Annotated in this window: 13 protein-coding genes; 5 read left to right on the plus strand and 8 right to left on the minus strand. The window is 65.5% G+C overall.

The genetic code is table 11. The annotated features are described in order from the left end of the window. Positions 1-29 precede the first annotated feature (29 nt). The 5 genes from rbfA to H535_RS0111840 all read right to left on the minus strand — a co-directional run bounded on the left by rbfA (position 30) and on the right by H535_RS0111840 (position 5,817). Positions 30-482, minus strand: a complete 453-nt coding sequence (rbfA, locus tag H535_RS0111820) for a 30S ribosome-binding factor RbfA (RefSeq protein ID WP_026819714.1) — start codon at positions 480-482, stop codon at positions 30-32. A gap of 174 nt (positions 483-656) precedes the next feature. Then, positions 657-3,584, minus strand: a complete 2,928-nt coding sequence (infB, locus tag H535_RS0111825; protein WP_026819715.1) for a translation initiation factor IF-2 — start codon at positions 3,582-3,584, stop codon at positions 657-659. Positions 3,585-3,722: 138 nt separating this feature from the next. Beyond that, on the minus strand, positions 3,723-4,115 hold the full coding sequence (locus tag H535_RS0111830; RefSeq protein ID WP_342667730.1) for a YlxR family protein: 393 nt from the start codon (positions 4,113-4,115) through the stop codon (positions 3,723-3,725). Between the two features lie 124 nt (positions 4,116-4,239). After that, a complete protein-coding gene (gene nusA / locus H535_RS0111835) occupies positions 4,240-5,229 on the minus strand; it encodes a transcription termination factor NusA (protein WP_026819717.1) in 990 nt (329 codons plus the stop codon). Then, positions 5,230-5,817, minus strand: coding sequence for a ribosome maturation factor RimP (locus H535_RS0111840; RefSeq protein ID WP_026819718.1), 588 nt, complete (start codon positions 5,815-5,817; stop codon positions 5,230-5,232). 185 nt (positions 5,818-6,002) lie between these two features. On the opposite strand from H535_RS0111840, the gene H535_RS0111845 reads away from it, so the two are divergent. Both H535_RS0111845 and H535_RS0111850 read left to right on the plus strand, forming a co-directional pair. Next, positions 6,003-7,106, plus strand: coding sequence for a DUF4439 domain-containing protein (locus tag H535_RS0111845; protein ID WP_026819719.1), 1,104 nt, complete (start codon positions 6,003-6,005; stop codon positions 7,104-7,106). After that, complete coding sequence (locus tag H535_RS0111850) at positions 7,103-8,086, plus strand: aminoglycoside phosphotransferase family protein (protein ID WP_051299091.1); 984 nt, start codon at positions 7,103-7,105, stop codon at positions 8,084-8,086. Before H535_RS0111845 ends, H535_RS0111850 begins: the two co-directional genes overlap by 4 nt. Positions 8,087-8,205: 119 nt before the next feature. Here the strand turns inward: H535_RS0111850 and H535_RS0111855 are convergent, their stop codons facing one another. Continuing rightward, on the minus strand, positions 8,206-10,005 hold the full coding sequence (locus H535_RS0111855) for a proline--tRNA ligase (protein ID WP_026819721.1): 1,800 nt from the start codon (positions 10,003-10,005) through the stop codon (positions 8,206-8,208). Between the two features lie 204 nt (positions 10,006-10,209). Here H535_RS0111855 and H535_RS0111860 point away from each other — a divergent pair, with 204 nt between their 5' ends. The 3 genes from H535_RS0111860 to H535_RS0111870 are packed head-to-tail and all read left to right on the plus strand — an operon-like array spanning position 10,210 to position 12,436. After that, entirely contained in the window at positions 10,210-11,049 is an 840-nt protein-coding gene (locus tag H535_RS0111860) for an ABC transporter ATP-binding protein (RefSeq protein ID WP_081416631.1), read from the plus strand. An 8-nt stretch (positions 11,050-11,057) separates the two neighbouring features. Beyond that, positions 11,058-11,801: an ABC transporter permease gene (locus H535_RS0111865; protein ID WP_035769374.1), complete on the plus strand. Its 744-nt coding sequence runs from the start codon at positions 11,058-11,060 to the stop codon at positions 11,799-11,801. Continuing rightward, entirely contained in the window at positions 11,798-12,436 is a 639-nt protein-coding gene (locus H535_RS0111870; protein ID WP_026819724.1) for a TetR/AcrR family transcriptional regulator, read from the plus strand. The genes H535_RS0111865 and H535_RS0111870 overlap by 4 nt, the downstream gene beginning before the upstream one ends. Here the strand turns inward: H535_RS0111870 and H535_RS0111875 are convergent. Next, a complete protein-coding gene (locus tag H535_RS0111875) occupies positions 12,433-13,326 on the minus strand; it encodes a GNAT family N-acetyltransferase (RefSeq protein WP_081416635.1) in 894 nt (297 codons plus the stop codon). The genes H535_RS0111870 and H535_RS0111875 overlap by 4 nt on opposite strands. A gap of 99 nt (positions 13,327-13,425) precedes the next feature. After that, positions 13,426-14,583 (minus strand): flavodoxin-dependent (E)-4-hydroxy-3-methylbut-2-enyl-diphosphate synthase, encoded by a 1,158-nt coding sequence (ispG, locus tag H535_RS0111880; RefSeq protein ID WP_026819726.1) that lies wholly within the window; start codon positions 14,581-14,583, stop codon positions 13,426-13,428. Between the last annotated feature and the right edge of the window lie 77 nt (positions 14,584-14,660).

The raw sequence follows: 14,660 nt of genomic DNA on the forward strand, positions 1-14,660 counted from the left end.
CTCAGGTTTGGAATTCACGCCGCGGTCAATCACTCGTTGCCGCTGTTGGCGGTATCGTCCGTGTCATCCTTACGCCGGTAGGGGTCGGATTCACCGGCGTATTGCTGTTCCGCCGCCAGCGTCGCCACTTCGGCGTCGCGTTCCTTGGCGGTGCGCAGCAGGTCTTCCAAGTGGCTGGCGTTGACCGGGATTTCGTCCGGCACGAACTCCAGGGTCGGCGTGAGTCGTGCGGTGATGTTCCTGCCCACTTCCGAGCGCAGGATGCCCTTGGCCGACTCCAAAGCCTTGCGGCTCTCGGCGGCCTCCGTGTCATCGCCGTAGACGGTGTAATACACGGTGGCGTGCTGCAAGTCGTTGGTGACGCGGGCGTCGGTGAGGGTCACGAACCCCAGGCGGGGGTCTTTGATACGGCGTTCGAGGGCCTGCGCCACGACCACCTTGATCCGGTCTGCCAAACGGGCAGCGCGTGCTGGATCAGCCATGTCCTTCTTTCCTATCTTGCCGTGGCGGCCGGTGGTTCCGCCGAAGACCGGAACAGCACCACGGCCGTTCCGGTCTTCGGCGGTTGAGCCCGGCGGTGTACGTGGACGTTTTTGCCGAAATCGCGTCCACGTCCACAGCCGGCCATGGCCCTCCGGCCGCCTGTTGGGGCGGACCTAGGTCCGCGGCTTCTCACGCATCTCGAAGGTCTCGACGACGTCGCCCTCGCGGATGTCGTTGAAGGAGCCCAGGCCAATACCGCACTCGAATCCTTCCCGCACCTCGGTGGCATCGTCCTTGAAGCGCTTGAGCGAATCGATAGTGAGCTTGTCGCCCACCACAGCGCCGTCGCGCACCACACGCGCCTTGGTGTTGCGGCGGATGGTCCCCGAGCGCACCAGTGAACCGGCGATGTTGCCGACCTTCGACGAGCGGAAGACTTCCCGCACCTCGGCGGTGCCGAGCTGCGCTTCCTCGTACTCCGGCTTCAACATACCCTTGAGGGCATTTTCGATGTCCTCGATGGCCGCGTAGATCACCGAGTAGTACCTCAGGTCCACGCCTTCCTTCTCGGCCAGGTCGGAGACCCGTTCGGCCGGCCGGACGTTGAAGCCGATGATGATGGCGTTATCAACGGTGGCGAGGTTGACGTCGTTCTGCGTAATGGCGCCCACGCCGCGGTGGATGACCCGCAGCTGCACCTCGTCGCCGACGTCGATCTTCAACATGGCATCTTCCAGGGCTTCAACCGCACCCGAGACGTCACCCTTGAGGATGAGGTTCAAGGTATCGATCTTGCCCTCGGCCACCGCCTGGTCGAAGTCTTCCAGACTGATGCGCTTGCGGCGCTTGGCCAACTGCGCGTTCCGGTCCGCGGCCTCGCGCTTCTCGGCGATCTGCCGGGCAGTGCGCTCGTCGGCGGTCACCAGGAAGGTGTCGCCGGCGCGGGGAACAGTGGACAGCCCCAGCACCTGCACCGGACGTGACGGATCCGCCTTCTCGACTGCGTCACCGTTCTCGTCGAACATGGCACGAACGCGCCCGTGGGCCTTGCCCGCGACAATGGTGTCCCCGACACTGAGCGTGCCGGACTGGACCAGCACCGTTGCCACCGCGCCGCGTCCCTTGTCCAGGTTGGCTTCGATGGCGATGCCGCGTGCGTCCTTGTCCGGATTGGCCCGCATGTCCAAGGCGGCGTCAGCGGTCAGCAGCACGGCCTCGAGCATCTCGTCGATGTTTTCCTTCTTGATCGCCGATACGTTGACGAACATGGTGTCGCCGCCGTAGTCCTCCGGGACCAGGCCATATTCGGCAAGCTGCCCCTTGACCTTCTCGGGGTTGGCACCTTCCTTGTCCATCTTGTTGACTGCGACAACGATCGGCACGTCGGCCGCCTGCGCGTGGTTCAGCGCTTCCACCGTCTGCGGCATCACGCCGTCGTCGGCCGCGACCACCAGCACCGCAATATCGGTCACCTTCGCACCACGGGCACGCATGGCGGTGAACGCCTCGTGACCAGGGGTATCGATGAAGGTTATGGCCCGCTGGGCGCCTTCGTGGTCGCGGTGGATCTGGTAGGCACCGATGTGCTGGGTAATGCCACCGTGCTCGCCGGTCATCACATCGGAGTTCCGGACGGCGTCCAGCAGCCGCGTCTTACCGTGGTCGACGTGGCCCATCACGGTCACGACCGGAGGACGTGGGTGCAGTTCGTCGTCGCTTTCGGCTTCGAGTTCGGCGTTGAGGTCGATATCGAAGGCGTCGAGCAGTTCACGCTCCTCGTCTTCAGGAGAAACGACCTGCAGCTTGTAGCCGAGCTCTTCGCCCAGCAGCGCGAAGGTGTCCTCGTCCAGTGACTGGGTCGCTGTGACCATTTCGCCCAAGTGGAACAGCACGGTGACCAACGACGCCGGATTCGCATCGATCTTCTCGGCGAAGTCGGTGATCGAAGCACCACGGCGCAACCGCACGATGGTGTTCCCATCGCCGCGGGGAACAGAGACGCCGCCAACGCTGGGCGCCGACATCTGCTCCAGCTCGGCCCGCTTCGCCCGCTTCGACTTGCGCTGCTTGCCGCGACCGGCGCCTCCCTTACCGAAGGCACCCTGCGTTCCGCCGCGGCCGCGGCCGCCCTTGCCGAAGCCGCCGCCTGGAGGACCGCCGGGTCCGCCGCCGCGCCGGGGTCCGGCACCCGGCTTGTCGTTTCCGCGTCCGGGGGGTGCCACACGATCGGTGCGGCCGGGCATCATGTTTGGATTAGGACGTGCGTCTGAACCGCCACTGGAACGGGCTGCGCCCGGCTTGGGCGCACCTGGACGCGGGCCGCCCTGGCCTGCGGCCGGACGGGGGCCGCCGGTGCGTTCGGCGGAATCACCGCGGCCACCACGAGGCATACCCTGCGAGGTGGCAAACGGGTTATTGCCGGGGCGCGGCCCACCGGACCGGTCTCCCCGACCGCCCTTGAGCATGCCTTGGGAAGTGGCAAAGGGATTATTACCGGGCCGCGGGCTGCCTGATCCGGCGCCCGACTTGGCGCCCGACTTCGGGGCGCCCGGCTTCGGACCTGGCTTGGCACCGGGCTTAGGCGCGGCAGCCCCGGGCTTGGGGGCACCGGGCTTAGGCGCGGCACTACCTTCGGCGGGCTTGGGCCTCTCCTGTGCAGGAGACTGCTCTTGCTCCGGAGGCGCAGGGGTTGGCTCTTGCTTTTCCGGGGCCGGTTCAGTGGGTTCTTCAGCCGGCGGAGCCGTTTCTGCGGCGGGAGCTGTCTCGTCCGCAGCAGGCTTCCTGGCGGGACCGGGCTTGGCGCCTGGCTTGGGCGCCCCGGGCTTCGGTGCTGCCTTGGCAGCGGCTTCCGTCTCGGCAGCAGGCTTCGCCGTCTGTCCGTTTTCGCTGGCCGCAGGCTTCTGCGGGGCCTTGGCACCGTTGCTGCCTTCTGTCTTGGGCTCGTCGGCGGGGAAAGCGTTCCGTAGTTTCTTCACTACGGGCGCTTCGATCGTTGATGAAGCGGAGCGGACGAATTCGCCCATCTCCTGCAGTTTGGCTACTGCATCCTTAGAGGTTATCCCGAGCTCTTTGGCGAGCTCGTGCACGCGGACCTTTGCCACATTTCTCCTGTCTCGGCCCGCACCGAGTCAGGTACGAACCGTTTATTTCCTACTACGCCTGTGGGCACTTACTGCAAGTGCGCGGTCGGTTTCAGAGCACAACAAATGGATCATCGTTGGGCACTCATCCCTGGGCACTCATCGGGTTTCCATCTTCATTTCTGACCCGCTTTCAGATTGGACGGTCGTCATGGATCCGCCGGACGGTCCGGCAATATCCGCTGCGTTGAAATAGCTCTGCACGTCGGAAACATCCACCGCGGACTTGAAAGCCCGGTTGAACGCTTTGCGCTTGACGGCTATTGCCAAACAGGACCGATCGGGATGCAGCCAGGCACCCCTTCCGGCCAAGCGGCGGCGGACATCGACGGTGACAGTTCTTGTATTGTCTTTGCCAATGGCCACTACCCGCAGAAGGTCGTTCCGGGCAACACGGCGGCGGCACCCGATACAGGTCCTCACCGGCTGGTGTGCAGTCGTTGCCACCGGGCGGTACCTTTCACATCGGTTGCGCGGTCGGATTACCCGCACCGCATCTATTCTAGCGCCTCCGGCCCACTTGCCACGAACCAGCCGCGCGGTGCCTGCCTGAGAGGGTTCCGCGGACCCGTCTCAGGCCGACCCGGCGGGACAGCCGCCGGAACTGCCGGCGGGACTACTCCGAGGCCTGGATCCGGCCCGGGGCCGCGTCCGAGACGATATCGATCCGCCAGCCGGTCAGCTTCGCAGCCAGACGGGCGTTCTGTCCCTCTTTGCCGATGGCCAGCGACAGCTGGTAATCGGGGACCACGACCTTGGCCTGCCGCTGCTGTTCATCAAGGATGGTCACCGATGCGACCCGCGACGGCGACAGGGAATTGCCAATGAATGTGGCCGGATCCTCGCTGAAGTCGATGATGTCGATCTTTTCATCGTTGAGTTCATTCATCACGGCCCGCACCCGGGATCCCATTTCACCGATGCAGGCGCCCTTGGCGTTCAGCCCCGGGATAGTCGCCTGTACCGCAATTTTCGAACGGTGGCCCGCCTCGCGGGCCAGGGCGATGATGTCCACCGACTTGTCGGCGATCTCGGGAACCTCAAGCTCGAACAGCTTCCGCACCAAGCCGGGATGCGAACGGGACAACGTGATGGAAGGGCCCTTCATTCCCCGGTGCACATCCACCACGTAGGCACGCAACCGCGATCCATGGTCGTAGCTTTCCCCGGGCACCTGCTCCGGCGGTGGCAGCACTGCCTCAATCGTGCCCAGGTTCACCTGGACCATATGAGGATTCTGTCCCTGCTGGATCAGCCCCGAGACCAGCTCTCCTTCCTTACCGCGGAATTCGCCCAGAATGCTGTCATCCTCGGCGTCGCGGAGCCGCTGCAGAATGATCTGGCGCGCGGTGCTGGCCGCGATACGGCCAAAGCCCTCCGGTGTGTGGTCGTACTCGCCCACCACAGTGCCGTCGTCGTCCATCTCAGCGACCCAAATGGTGACGTGGCCGCTCTTGCGGTTCAGGTCTGCCCGGGCCTTCTGGTGAGCCCCCGGCGTCTTATGATAAGCGACCAGCAAGGCCTGTTCGATAGTGGGAATCAGCAGGTCCAGCGGAAGCTCACGTTCCCGTTCCAGCAACCGCAGCGCGCTCATGTCGATATCCATCTAGGCCTCCTCAGGTGCAAAGTGCCCGGCCGGGGCGTCGCCGTCGTCACCGGCATGGGTGAATTCAATTTCCACGTGTCCTTTTCTGATGCGCTCAAATTCAAGATGGGCGGGCTCGCCCCTCTTGGGCTTCATCCCCTTCTTGGGCGCCTTCTCGGGGCGCACGGTCACCCCTTCGTCATCCACCTCAAGCAGGCGACCGGTCACCGGGTCCTGGTCTTCGAGGGTGACGGTGACCATGCGGCCTGTGGCGCGGCGCCAATGACGAGGCTCCGTCAGCGGACGCGCCGCCCCTGGCGACGAGACTTCCAACGTGTACGAGCGGGCGGAGACCTGCGGGTCCTGGTCCAGCACTGCGGACACCTCGGACGAGACCTCGGAAATAGTATCCAATGTCACCGCTCCGGTCTGCTCTTCGGGCAGATCGACGATGACTTCGACGGCACTGGTCCCTGCGGCGGGCTTGACCCGGACGTCCTCCAGGTACAGCCGGTGCGCGGAAACGGTGGGTTCAATCAGCTCCCTGAGCCGGTCTGCTTCTGATCGCGCGTGTGCCCCGTCTCCCTGCTGGTGATTGGGCCGAACCATGACTGCCTCCCACTCGATGATGTTGTAGATACTAGGGTAACGATATTTCCGCTCAGACAATGCATCCGCCGTGCTGCGCGACGGTACCGGCGGCTGCGGCGGCAGTCATGAGATCATCGACTGTTGTGAAACGGACACCACCGGATACCCGAGGCGGGACGCCGGCACCGACAGGTCGGTCACCCATGGCCAGAGTACGCACCGGCCGGTCAACGCGCATTATCCGCGCGCTGCTGCTGTCCCTCGTAGCGCTGCTGGTGGTCAGCCTGGGCACAGTGGTGGCGGTCCGTGACCAATCTCCCACACCCGAACCTCCCGGCATGAGCGATCGTGCGCTGTCCACGACCCGGGCGGCGACCCGGGACTTGCAACAGCAGGCCAAGGCGCTCGCCGCAATACTGAAGGACGATGGCGATACACAGCAGGTGCTCTCGACGGCTGTGCAGACCCTGCAACGTCATCAACGGATGCTTGCACCGGCGGCAACGTCCGGGCAGACCGCGTCCGCTGCATCTCCGGAACCAACTGCGGGACAGGAACCTACTGCCCCGGACACCGCTCCTTCAGGAACCGCAACCGCCACGAAAACCCCCGAACCAGACCTGCCGTCGCTGGTGAAGGCCATGGCACGCTCCGGACGGGCCGCCCTCGACGATGCCGCGGACACCACGGCACCGGTTGCACGCGAGCTGGCTGTCGCCGGCACGGAACAACTCACCACCGCACATGCCTTGGCCGATGCCGCCGGCCTCCCGCAACCGGAGCTGCCGGAAACCCCCGCCGGAGCTGTCCCTGCGGAATCGCACAGCTGCGGCACCACGGAGCCCCCTGCCGACAGCCAGAAGCCCTCTGCCGGCGCCCAGACCTCGCCCGCTTCCGCCCGTGATCCCGCCAAAGGGGTGGCTCGTCAGCAGGAGGTCCGGGCACTGCAGGCCACTCTGACCGGTCTGCAGCGGGCGGTCTATGCTTATGAGACCGCGGTGCCCCGGCTGTCCGGAAAGGCAGCTTCGTTCGCCGCCGAGCGGTTGCAGCAGCACCGGCGGATGCTGGAAACCGGTACGCGGACGCTCGAATCCGCCTGCGGCCGCGCTCCGGTCGCAGAGCCTGCCTATCTGCTGCCTGACGGTTTCCGGCAGGCCCCAGCGGCAGGACTGGCCGCGGTGGAGGAAGATCTGGTGGAGATGTATGAAGACTTGACGGGCCTGAGCGACGGCGCAGCGCGCCAATGGACCCTCGGTGCCCTCCCCCGCGCATCGCTGGCGGCCCGGCACTGGGAGCAGCTGCCATGATGCGGTTCGAGATCCCCGCCGCCCTGCAGCGGACGGTGCGCTATGAACCGGCGGGCCGTGGCTGGCTGGCCGGGCTGCCGGAACAGATCGAGCACTACCTGCAGCGCTGGAAACTGGTGCCCGATCTGCCTGCCGGGACCTTGCCGTGGACCGGCCATTGCGGCGTCGTCATCCCGGTGATCCGCCGCAACGGCGGAGAAGCGGCGTTGAAGCTGACCGTGCCCCACGATGAGGCACAGGCCGAGGCCGACGCGCTGGAAGCCTGGGCCGGGCGGGGGGCCGTCCGGCTGCTGGACGCCGACAAGCCGGACCTCGCGCTATTGCTCGAACGGCTGGACGGCGACCGCTCGCTGCAGCAGGCGCCGATGGACGTCGCCATACACCAGTGGGGGCGGCTGATGCAGGGCCTCAGCGTCCCGCCGGCGGAGCAGACCGCCCGGAAGTTCGACCAGCTCGCCGCCCGGGCCGAGCAATGGACCGACGAGTTCCCGGCCCGGTGGGAACAGTTGGGCCGCCCGTTCGAGCGGTGGCTGCTGGAGGCGGCCCTGGAGGTGTGCCAGGTCAACGGGGCCGTGGGCCGCCGGTGGAACCGGGACGTGCTGGTGCACAGCGACCTGCATTTCCTCAATATTCTCGCCCGCAGGGATGACCCCGGCGAATACGTCGCCATCGACCCCAAGCCGGTCTACGGCGACGCAGAGTTCGCCGTCGCGCCAATGCTGTGGAACCGGCTGGGTGAGCTGCCCAAGCGTAATCCGGAAATCGCCCTGCTGGACCGGATGACCGGGTTGTGCACGGCCGCCGGGCTGGATCCTGAGCTGGCACGCCAATGGAGCCTGGTCCGCGAGGTGGAGAATGCGCTGTCGTACTACGACGACGGCCATCCCGGCGATGCGCAGCGCTCCCTGTGGGTGGCTTCGTCACTGGCAGGTAAGCACTACCCCGGCCTGCCGGCCGCGCACGACCTGCCGAACCCGTAGCTCCGCCGGCCGGCACCGCCCGCCAGGGGACGCTAAGTCCCGTTACGCGGCAGCCAGAAACGGCAGATATCGTCCAATAGCCGGCGAATCCGGCAGAAAGTGACCAATCGGCACGCGCATCACCCGCGGACCAGGGCGTTCAAGTGTCCCACCGCCTGGTCCACCGGAACGTTCCCGGCCTCGGCAGTGCGTCGGTCCTTGACCTCCACCACGCCATCAGCCAGTCCGCGCCCCACCACGACAAGGGTGGGCACGCCGATCAGTTCAGCATCGGAGAACTTCACCCCGGGAGAGACCTTCCGGCGGTCGTCGTACATCACTTCGACGCCGGCGGAGTCGAGATCGGCGGCCAGCTTGTCGGCTGCTTCGAAGATTTCGGCGTCTTTGCCCGCCGCGATGATATGCACGTCGGCCGGTGCCACCTGGCGGGGCCATACCAGGCCCTTGTCATCGTGGTTGCCTTCGGCGAGCGCCGCCACCGCCCGGGTGACGCCGACGCCGTAGGAGCCCATGGTCACGACGGTCAGCTTGCCGTTCTGGTCCAGCACCTTCAGGTCCAGGGCGGTGGAGAATTTGCGGCCCAGCTGGAAGATGTGTGCCAGTTCGATACCCCGGGCGGTTTCCAGCGGCCCGGATCCGTCCGGTGCCATATCGCCCTCGCGGACCTCGACGGCCTCGATCACACCGTCCCAGCTGAAGTCCCGCCCCGCCACGAGCCCGAAGACGTGCCGGCCGGGTGTGTTGGCGCCGGTGATCCAGCTGGTTCCGCTGACCACCCGGGGATCGACCAGGTAGAGCAGCCCGGTGCTGCCCTTGGTGCCCAGCACCGGGGCGGAGGTGGACAGGCCCGGTCCGATGTAGCCGCGGACGAGCTTCAGGTTCCGGTTCAGGTCGGCTTCCGTCGCCGGTTCCATGGCGACTTCGCCGCCGACTGCCAGGTGGTCGCCGATATTGGCTTCGATCCGCTTCAAGTCGACGTCCCGGTCGCCCGGCACACCGATCACCACCATCCGGCGTTCACCGGTGGGCAGCACCGCGGTCAGCACCACGTTTTTCAAGGTGTCGGCCGCCGTCCACGCCCCGTCCGTTCGGGGGAACTTGTCATTGGCAGCGGCAACCAGCGTTTCGATGGTGGGAGTATCCGGGGTGTCCTCAACGCTCGCTTCCGGCGCGGCCGAATAGTCGAGCTCTTCGGGGGCCACCGTTGTCACCGCTTCGACATTGGCCGCATAGCCGCCGGCGGAGCGCACATAGGTGTCCTCCCCGATCGACGTCGGGTGCAGGAACTCTTCGCTGCGGGAGCCGCCCATGGCCCCGGAGGTGGCTGCCACCGCGACCACGTCGAGGCCCAGCCGTTCGAAGATCCTGACATAGGCGCGCCGGTGCGCCTCATAGCTGGCGTCCAGTCCGTCGTCGTCGATGTCGAACGAATAGGAATCCTTCATGATGAATTCCCGTCCCCGGATCAGGCCGGCGCGTGGACGGGCCTCGTCGCGGTACTTGCTCTGGATCTGGAACAGGCTCAGCGGCAGATCCTTGTAGGAGTTGTACAGGTCCTTGACCAGCAGGGTGAACATTTCCTCGTGGGTGGGCGCCAGCAGGTAGTCCGCGCCCTTACGGTCGACCATGGTGAAGATGTTGTCGCCGTACTCGGTCCAGCGGTTGGTGATCTCGTAGGGCTCGCGCGGCAGCAGCGCGGGAAAGTGGACCTCCTGGGATCCGATAGCCGCCATCTCCTCACGGATCACGGCCTCCACCTTGCCGAGCACCCTCAGCCCGAGAGGCAGCCATGAATAGATGCCCGGCGCGGCGCGGCGGATGTAGCCGGCGCGAACCAGCAGCCGGTGGCTGGCGACTTCCGCCTCGGCCGGGTCCTGCCGAAGCGTGCGTAGGAATAACGAGGATAAGCGAAGGACCACCCTTGGTCTCCGTTCTGTACGGCAATGTCTGTTCTGTACTGCGGTTCTGTTCTGCGGTTCTGTTCCGTACCGCAGTATCGCAAAAGGGATTCGCCTACTAATCTAACCGCTCGCGGCCGCGGGCGGTTATTCGAGCCCCCTTGACACCTTGGAACGACGGGTCCAACCTTAATTCATCACGTGATGAATTAAGGTGGCAGCGCGATGGCAAAACATCTGAAGGAGCAGAGCCAGCCGTACGACGGCGGCCCGCAACGGGGTGTCCGCGGACCGGACGCCGACGGACAGCGGTCGCAGCCCGACCGTGTGCAGCAACCGGGACCGGCGGCAGTTGCGGCCCGCGACCTGACAGTGCGCAGGTCCGGAAACACAGTGCTGGATGGTCTCGACTTCACGGTCGGCACCGGGGCCATCACCGGATTGCTGGGTCCGTCCGGAAGCGGAAAGACCACCCTGATGCGGGCGATGGTGGGCGTGCAGCGGATCTCGGGCGGAACCATCGAGGTGCTGGGACGCCCGGCCGGGTCGCCGTCGTTGCGCAGCCGGGTCGGTTATGTGGCGCAGACCTCGAGCGTCTATCCGGATATCACAGTCGAAGACAATGTCCGTTACTTCGCCGCCCTGTTCCCCGTCCCCCGGTCCGCGGCAGCCGAGGCGATCGACGCCGTCGGGCTGTCACCCTATGCCAAACGCAGGGCCGCCGATCTCTCGGGCGGACAATTCAGCCGGGTGTCGCTGGCCTGTGCTCTGGTCAGTCAACCCGACCTGCTGATCCTCGACGAGCCCACCGTCGGTCTCGATCCGGTGCTGCGGGTGGAGTTGTGGGACAGGTTCGCCCGAATGGCCGAGGCCGGAACCACTTTGATCATTTCCAGCCACGTGATGGAGGAAGCCTCCCACTGCCAGTCGCTGTTGCTGCTGCGCGAAGGGCGCCTGCTTTCGGCGCTCAGCCCGGCAGACCTGCAACGCAGGGGCGGATCCGAGGATCTCGAGCGGGCGTTCCTGGCGTTGATCCGTGACGCTGAAACCCGGGAGGCAGCATGAACGTCCACATGCTGGGCGCCACGGCCGCCCGGGTGCTCAAACAACTCAGGGACGACAGGCGCAGCATAGCGCTGATCCTGGTGGTTCCGGCGCTGCTGCTGGCCGTGGTCTACTACCTGTTCGAAAATGAGACCGTGCTGCCTGGAGCCCCGCGCACCTTCGACCGGGTCGGGCTGATGATGCTGGCCATCTTCCCCTTCGTGGTGATGTTTTTGATCACGTCCATCACCATGCTGAGGGAACGGACCACCGGAACCCTGGAACGGTTGCTGACCACACCGATCCACAAGGCGGACCTGTTGTTCGGTTACGGGTTGGCCTTCTCGCTGATGGCGGCGCTGCAGGCGGCGGTGGCCACGGCGGTGGCCTATTTCGTGTTCGAACTCAACATCGAAGGGTCCGGCGGCCTGGTCATCCTGATCGCCGTCATCAATGCGGTGCTGGGAGTTGCCCTTGGCTTGTTATGTTCGGCCTTTGCCCGCACCGAGTTCCAGGCCGTGCAGTTCATGCCGGTGGTCGTGGTGCCGCAGATCCTGCTCTGCGGCCTGTTCGTCGCCCGCGAGGAAATGGCCGACTGGCTCGAAGCGATCTCCAATGTCATGCCGCTGACGTACGCCGTCGACGCGCTGCAGGAAACCGCCGCCAATGCCGATCCGACCAACGAGTTCTGGGTTGACCTGATCGTCGTCTCCGGCTGCGTCGTCGTCGTGCTGCTGCTGGCATCGCTGACCCTGCGCCGGCAGAGCAAATGAGTCCTGCCCCCGAGGCCCCAAAAGGACGCAGAGGCCGTCGCGGGGCGGCCGAAGACACCCGCGGGCAGATCCTCGCCGCCGCCCGGTCGCTGTTCGCCGAGCACGGCTATGAGGGGACCAGCCTGCGGCGCGTCGCCCGGCACGCCGCAGTGGATCCGGCGCTGGTGCATCATTATTTCGGCGGCAAGGAAGAGCTGTTCGCGGCCAGCGTCCAGCTGCCGGCAGATCCGGCCCGTGTGCTCTCGCCGGTGCTGCAGCTTCCGACCGCGCAACGCGGCGAACCGCTGGTCCGGGCAGTGCTCGGGCTATGGGAATCTGAGCTGCAGCCCACCATGCTGACGCTGATCCGCAGCGCGATCGGCTCCGAACGCCAGTCGGCCCTGATGCGTGAGGTGTTCCGGCGGCGTATATTGACCACGCTGATGACGGGCACCGACTTCGATGAGCAGGAGAAGGAATTGCGCGCCGAACTGGTGGCGGGCCAAGTGCTTGGATTGCTGATCACCCGCTATGTTGTCCGGCTGGAACCGCTTGCCTCGCTGCCGGTCGACGAGGTGGTCCGGCTGGTCGGGCCGAAGGTACAGCAGTACCTCACCGACCCGTTGGACCTGGGTCCGAACGGGAACCGGGACTAAAACAGTACCGTGGCGAAGGTGCCAACCCGTTCGAATCCAACCTTCACATAGCTGGCCATGGCCGGTGCGTTGTAGTCGTTGACGTACAGGCTGGTGGTCGTGGCGTGCTGTTGAGCCAGTTCGACGACGGCGGCCAGGTAAGGGGCGCTCAGTCCCCTCCCCCGGTACTTGGGATTCATCCAGACCCCTTGAATCTGCGTCACCTGTGACGAGACAGACCCCAGCTCCGCCTTGAAGACCACCTGACCGTCGTCGTCGTAATCAACCATGGAGTGGCTGCGGTGGATAAAGGAGGCAATGCGCTGTTTGTAGTGGGCCTGACCGCCAATCATGGGCGAGTAGCCGACTTCCTCTTCGAACATGGCCACGCAGGCCGGCAACAGCGACTCGAAATCATCCATGGTGGAAAACCGCAGCCCCGGATGGGGCTCGACGGCCGGTGGTGCGCTCAGCGCCATCAACGGCTGATTGCGGCGCACGTCGAACGGGGCGGGGGCGACAGACTCCAACTCAGTCCAGAGCGGCAGCACGGCCGAGGCCGGGCCGAAGATGGAGGAGAATGACTTTCCGGTCTGCACCAGGTACCGGCCGAAGGCCTTGGCCGGGCGACCGGCGGCTTCCACCGGCACAATGTTGGCCCCGGACCAGGCGGCCGCGGTCAGTTCCGGGCCCTCAAAGTAACCAAGAACGTGGCCACCTGCGGCGGTCGGCGCCGCCGATTGTGTCGTTTCCAAGTGCGAAGCGAGGAAGATGTTGGCCACCGGGTCGCGGTTTACCAGCGTGCGCAGCCGGCCGGTGTCCCCGTGGTCCAGCGGCCGCACCGGATCTGCGGCCGGAGGATGCCGGGACGCCGGCTGGGGCCTGGCCGCGGGCGACAGCCATGGCGCCATTTTGGACAGGATCCTGGCCACCGCTCACCCCTACGTGTCGTTCTCCTCGATTTCTATGTAGAGTCTGTCACCAATCGTGGATCGAACATAGTTGTTTCGTCAGCCGACGCTGACCTGCGGTCCACCTGCTCCGGCGCTTTCGAGGCCCTGCCCCGCGGCAATCCGGTTGGCTTCGACGATCAGTGTTTCGACGATCTGGTCCTCCGGCACCGTCTTGATGACCTCGCCCTTGACAAAGATCTGCCCCTTGCCGTTGCCGGAGGCCACACCGAGATCGGCTTCGCGCGCTTCTCCGGGGCCGTTCACCACGCAGCCCATGACGGCCACGCGCAGCGGAATTTCCATTCCTTCCAGCCCTGCTGTCACTTCGTCGGCGAGACTGTAGACATCCACCTGGGCCCGGCCGCAGGAGGGGCAGGAGACGATTTCCAGCTTCCGCTGCCGCAGATTAAGCGACTGCAGGATCTGTTCGCCGACCTTGATTTCCTCGACCGGAGGGGCGGACAGCGAGACGCGGATAGTGTCGCCGATCCCCTGCGACAGCAGCGTGCCGAAGGCTGTGGCGGACTTGATGGTTCCCTGGAAGGCAGGACCCGCCTCGGTGACGCCGAGGTGCAACGGCCAGTCGCCCTCCTGCGCCAGCAGCTCGTAGGCCCGCACCATCACCACCGGATCGTTGTGCTTGACCGAGATTTTGAAGTCGTGGAAGTCGTGCTCTTCGAACAAAGAAGCTTCCCAGACGGCCGACTCCACCAGGGCTTCCGGGGTGGCCTTGCCGTACTTCTTCAGCAGGCTCGGATGCAGCGATCCGGCATTGACGCCAATGCGCAGCGATGTGCCGTGGTCCTTGGCCGCCTGCGAGATTTCCTTGACCTGGTCGTCGAACTTGCGGATATTTCCGGGATTGACGCGCACGGCGGCACAGCCGGCCTCGATCGCGGCGTAGACGTACTTCGGCTGGAAATGGATGTCAGCGATCACCGGAATCTGCGACTTTTTCGCAATGATCGGCAACGCCGCGGCATCGTCGGCCGTGGGGCAGGCCACCCGGACAATGTCGCAGCCCGACGCCGTCAGCTCTGCGATCTGCTGCAATGTGGCGTTGATGTCAGTGGTCGCCGTGGTGGTCATCGACTGGATGCTGATGGGAGATTCCGAGCCGACTCCGACCGATCCCACGTTGATCTGCCGTGTCTTACGGCGGGGGGCCAAGGTGGGCGGGGGTGCTTCGGGCATTCCCAAGTTGACCGAGGTCAAAACGTGCCTCCATAGGTGGTTGCTTCAGCGGCGCATTTCATACGCCATCGTCCATTATCCTCGTGATCTGCCCGATC

Origin of the sequence: Arthrobacter castelli DSM 16402 (assembly GCF_000430705.1) — a bacterium.
GTDB classification, from domain to species: domain Bacteria; phylum Actinomycetota; class Actinomycetes; order Actinomycetales; family Micrococcaceae; genus Arthrobacter_C; species Arthrobacter_C castelli.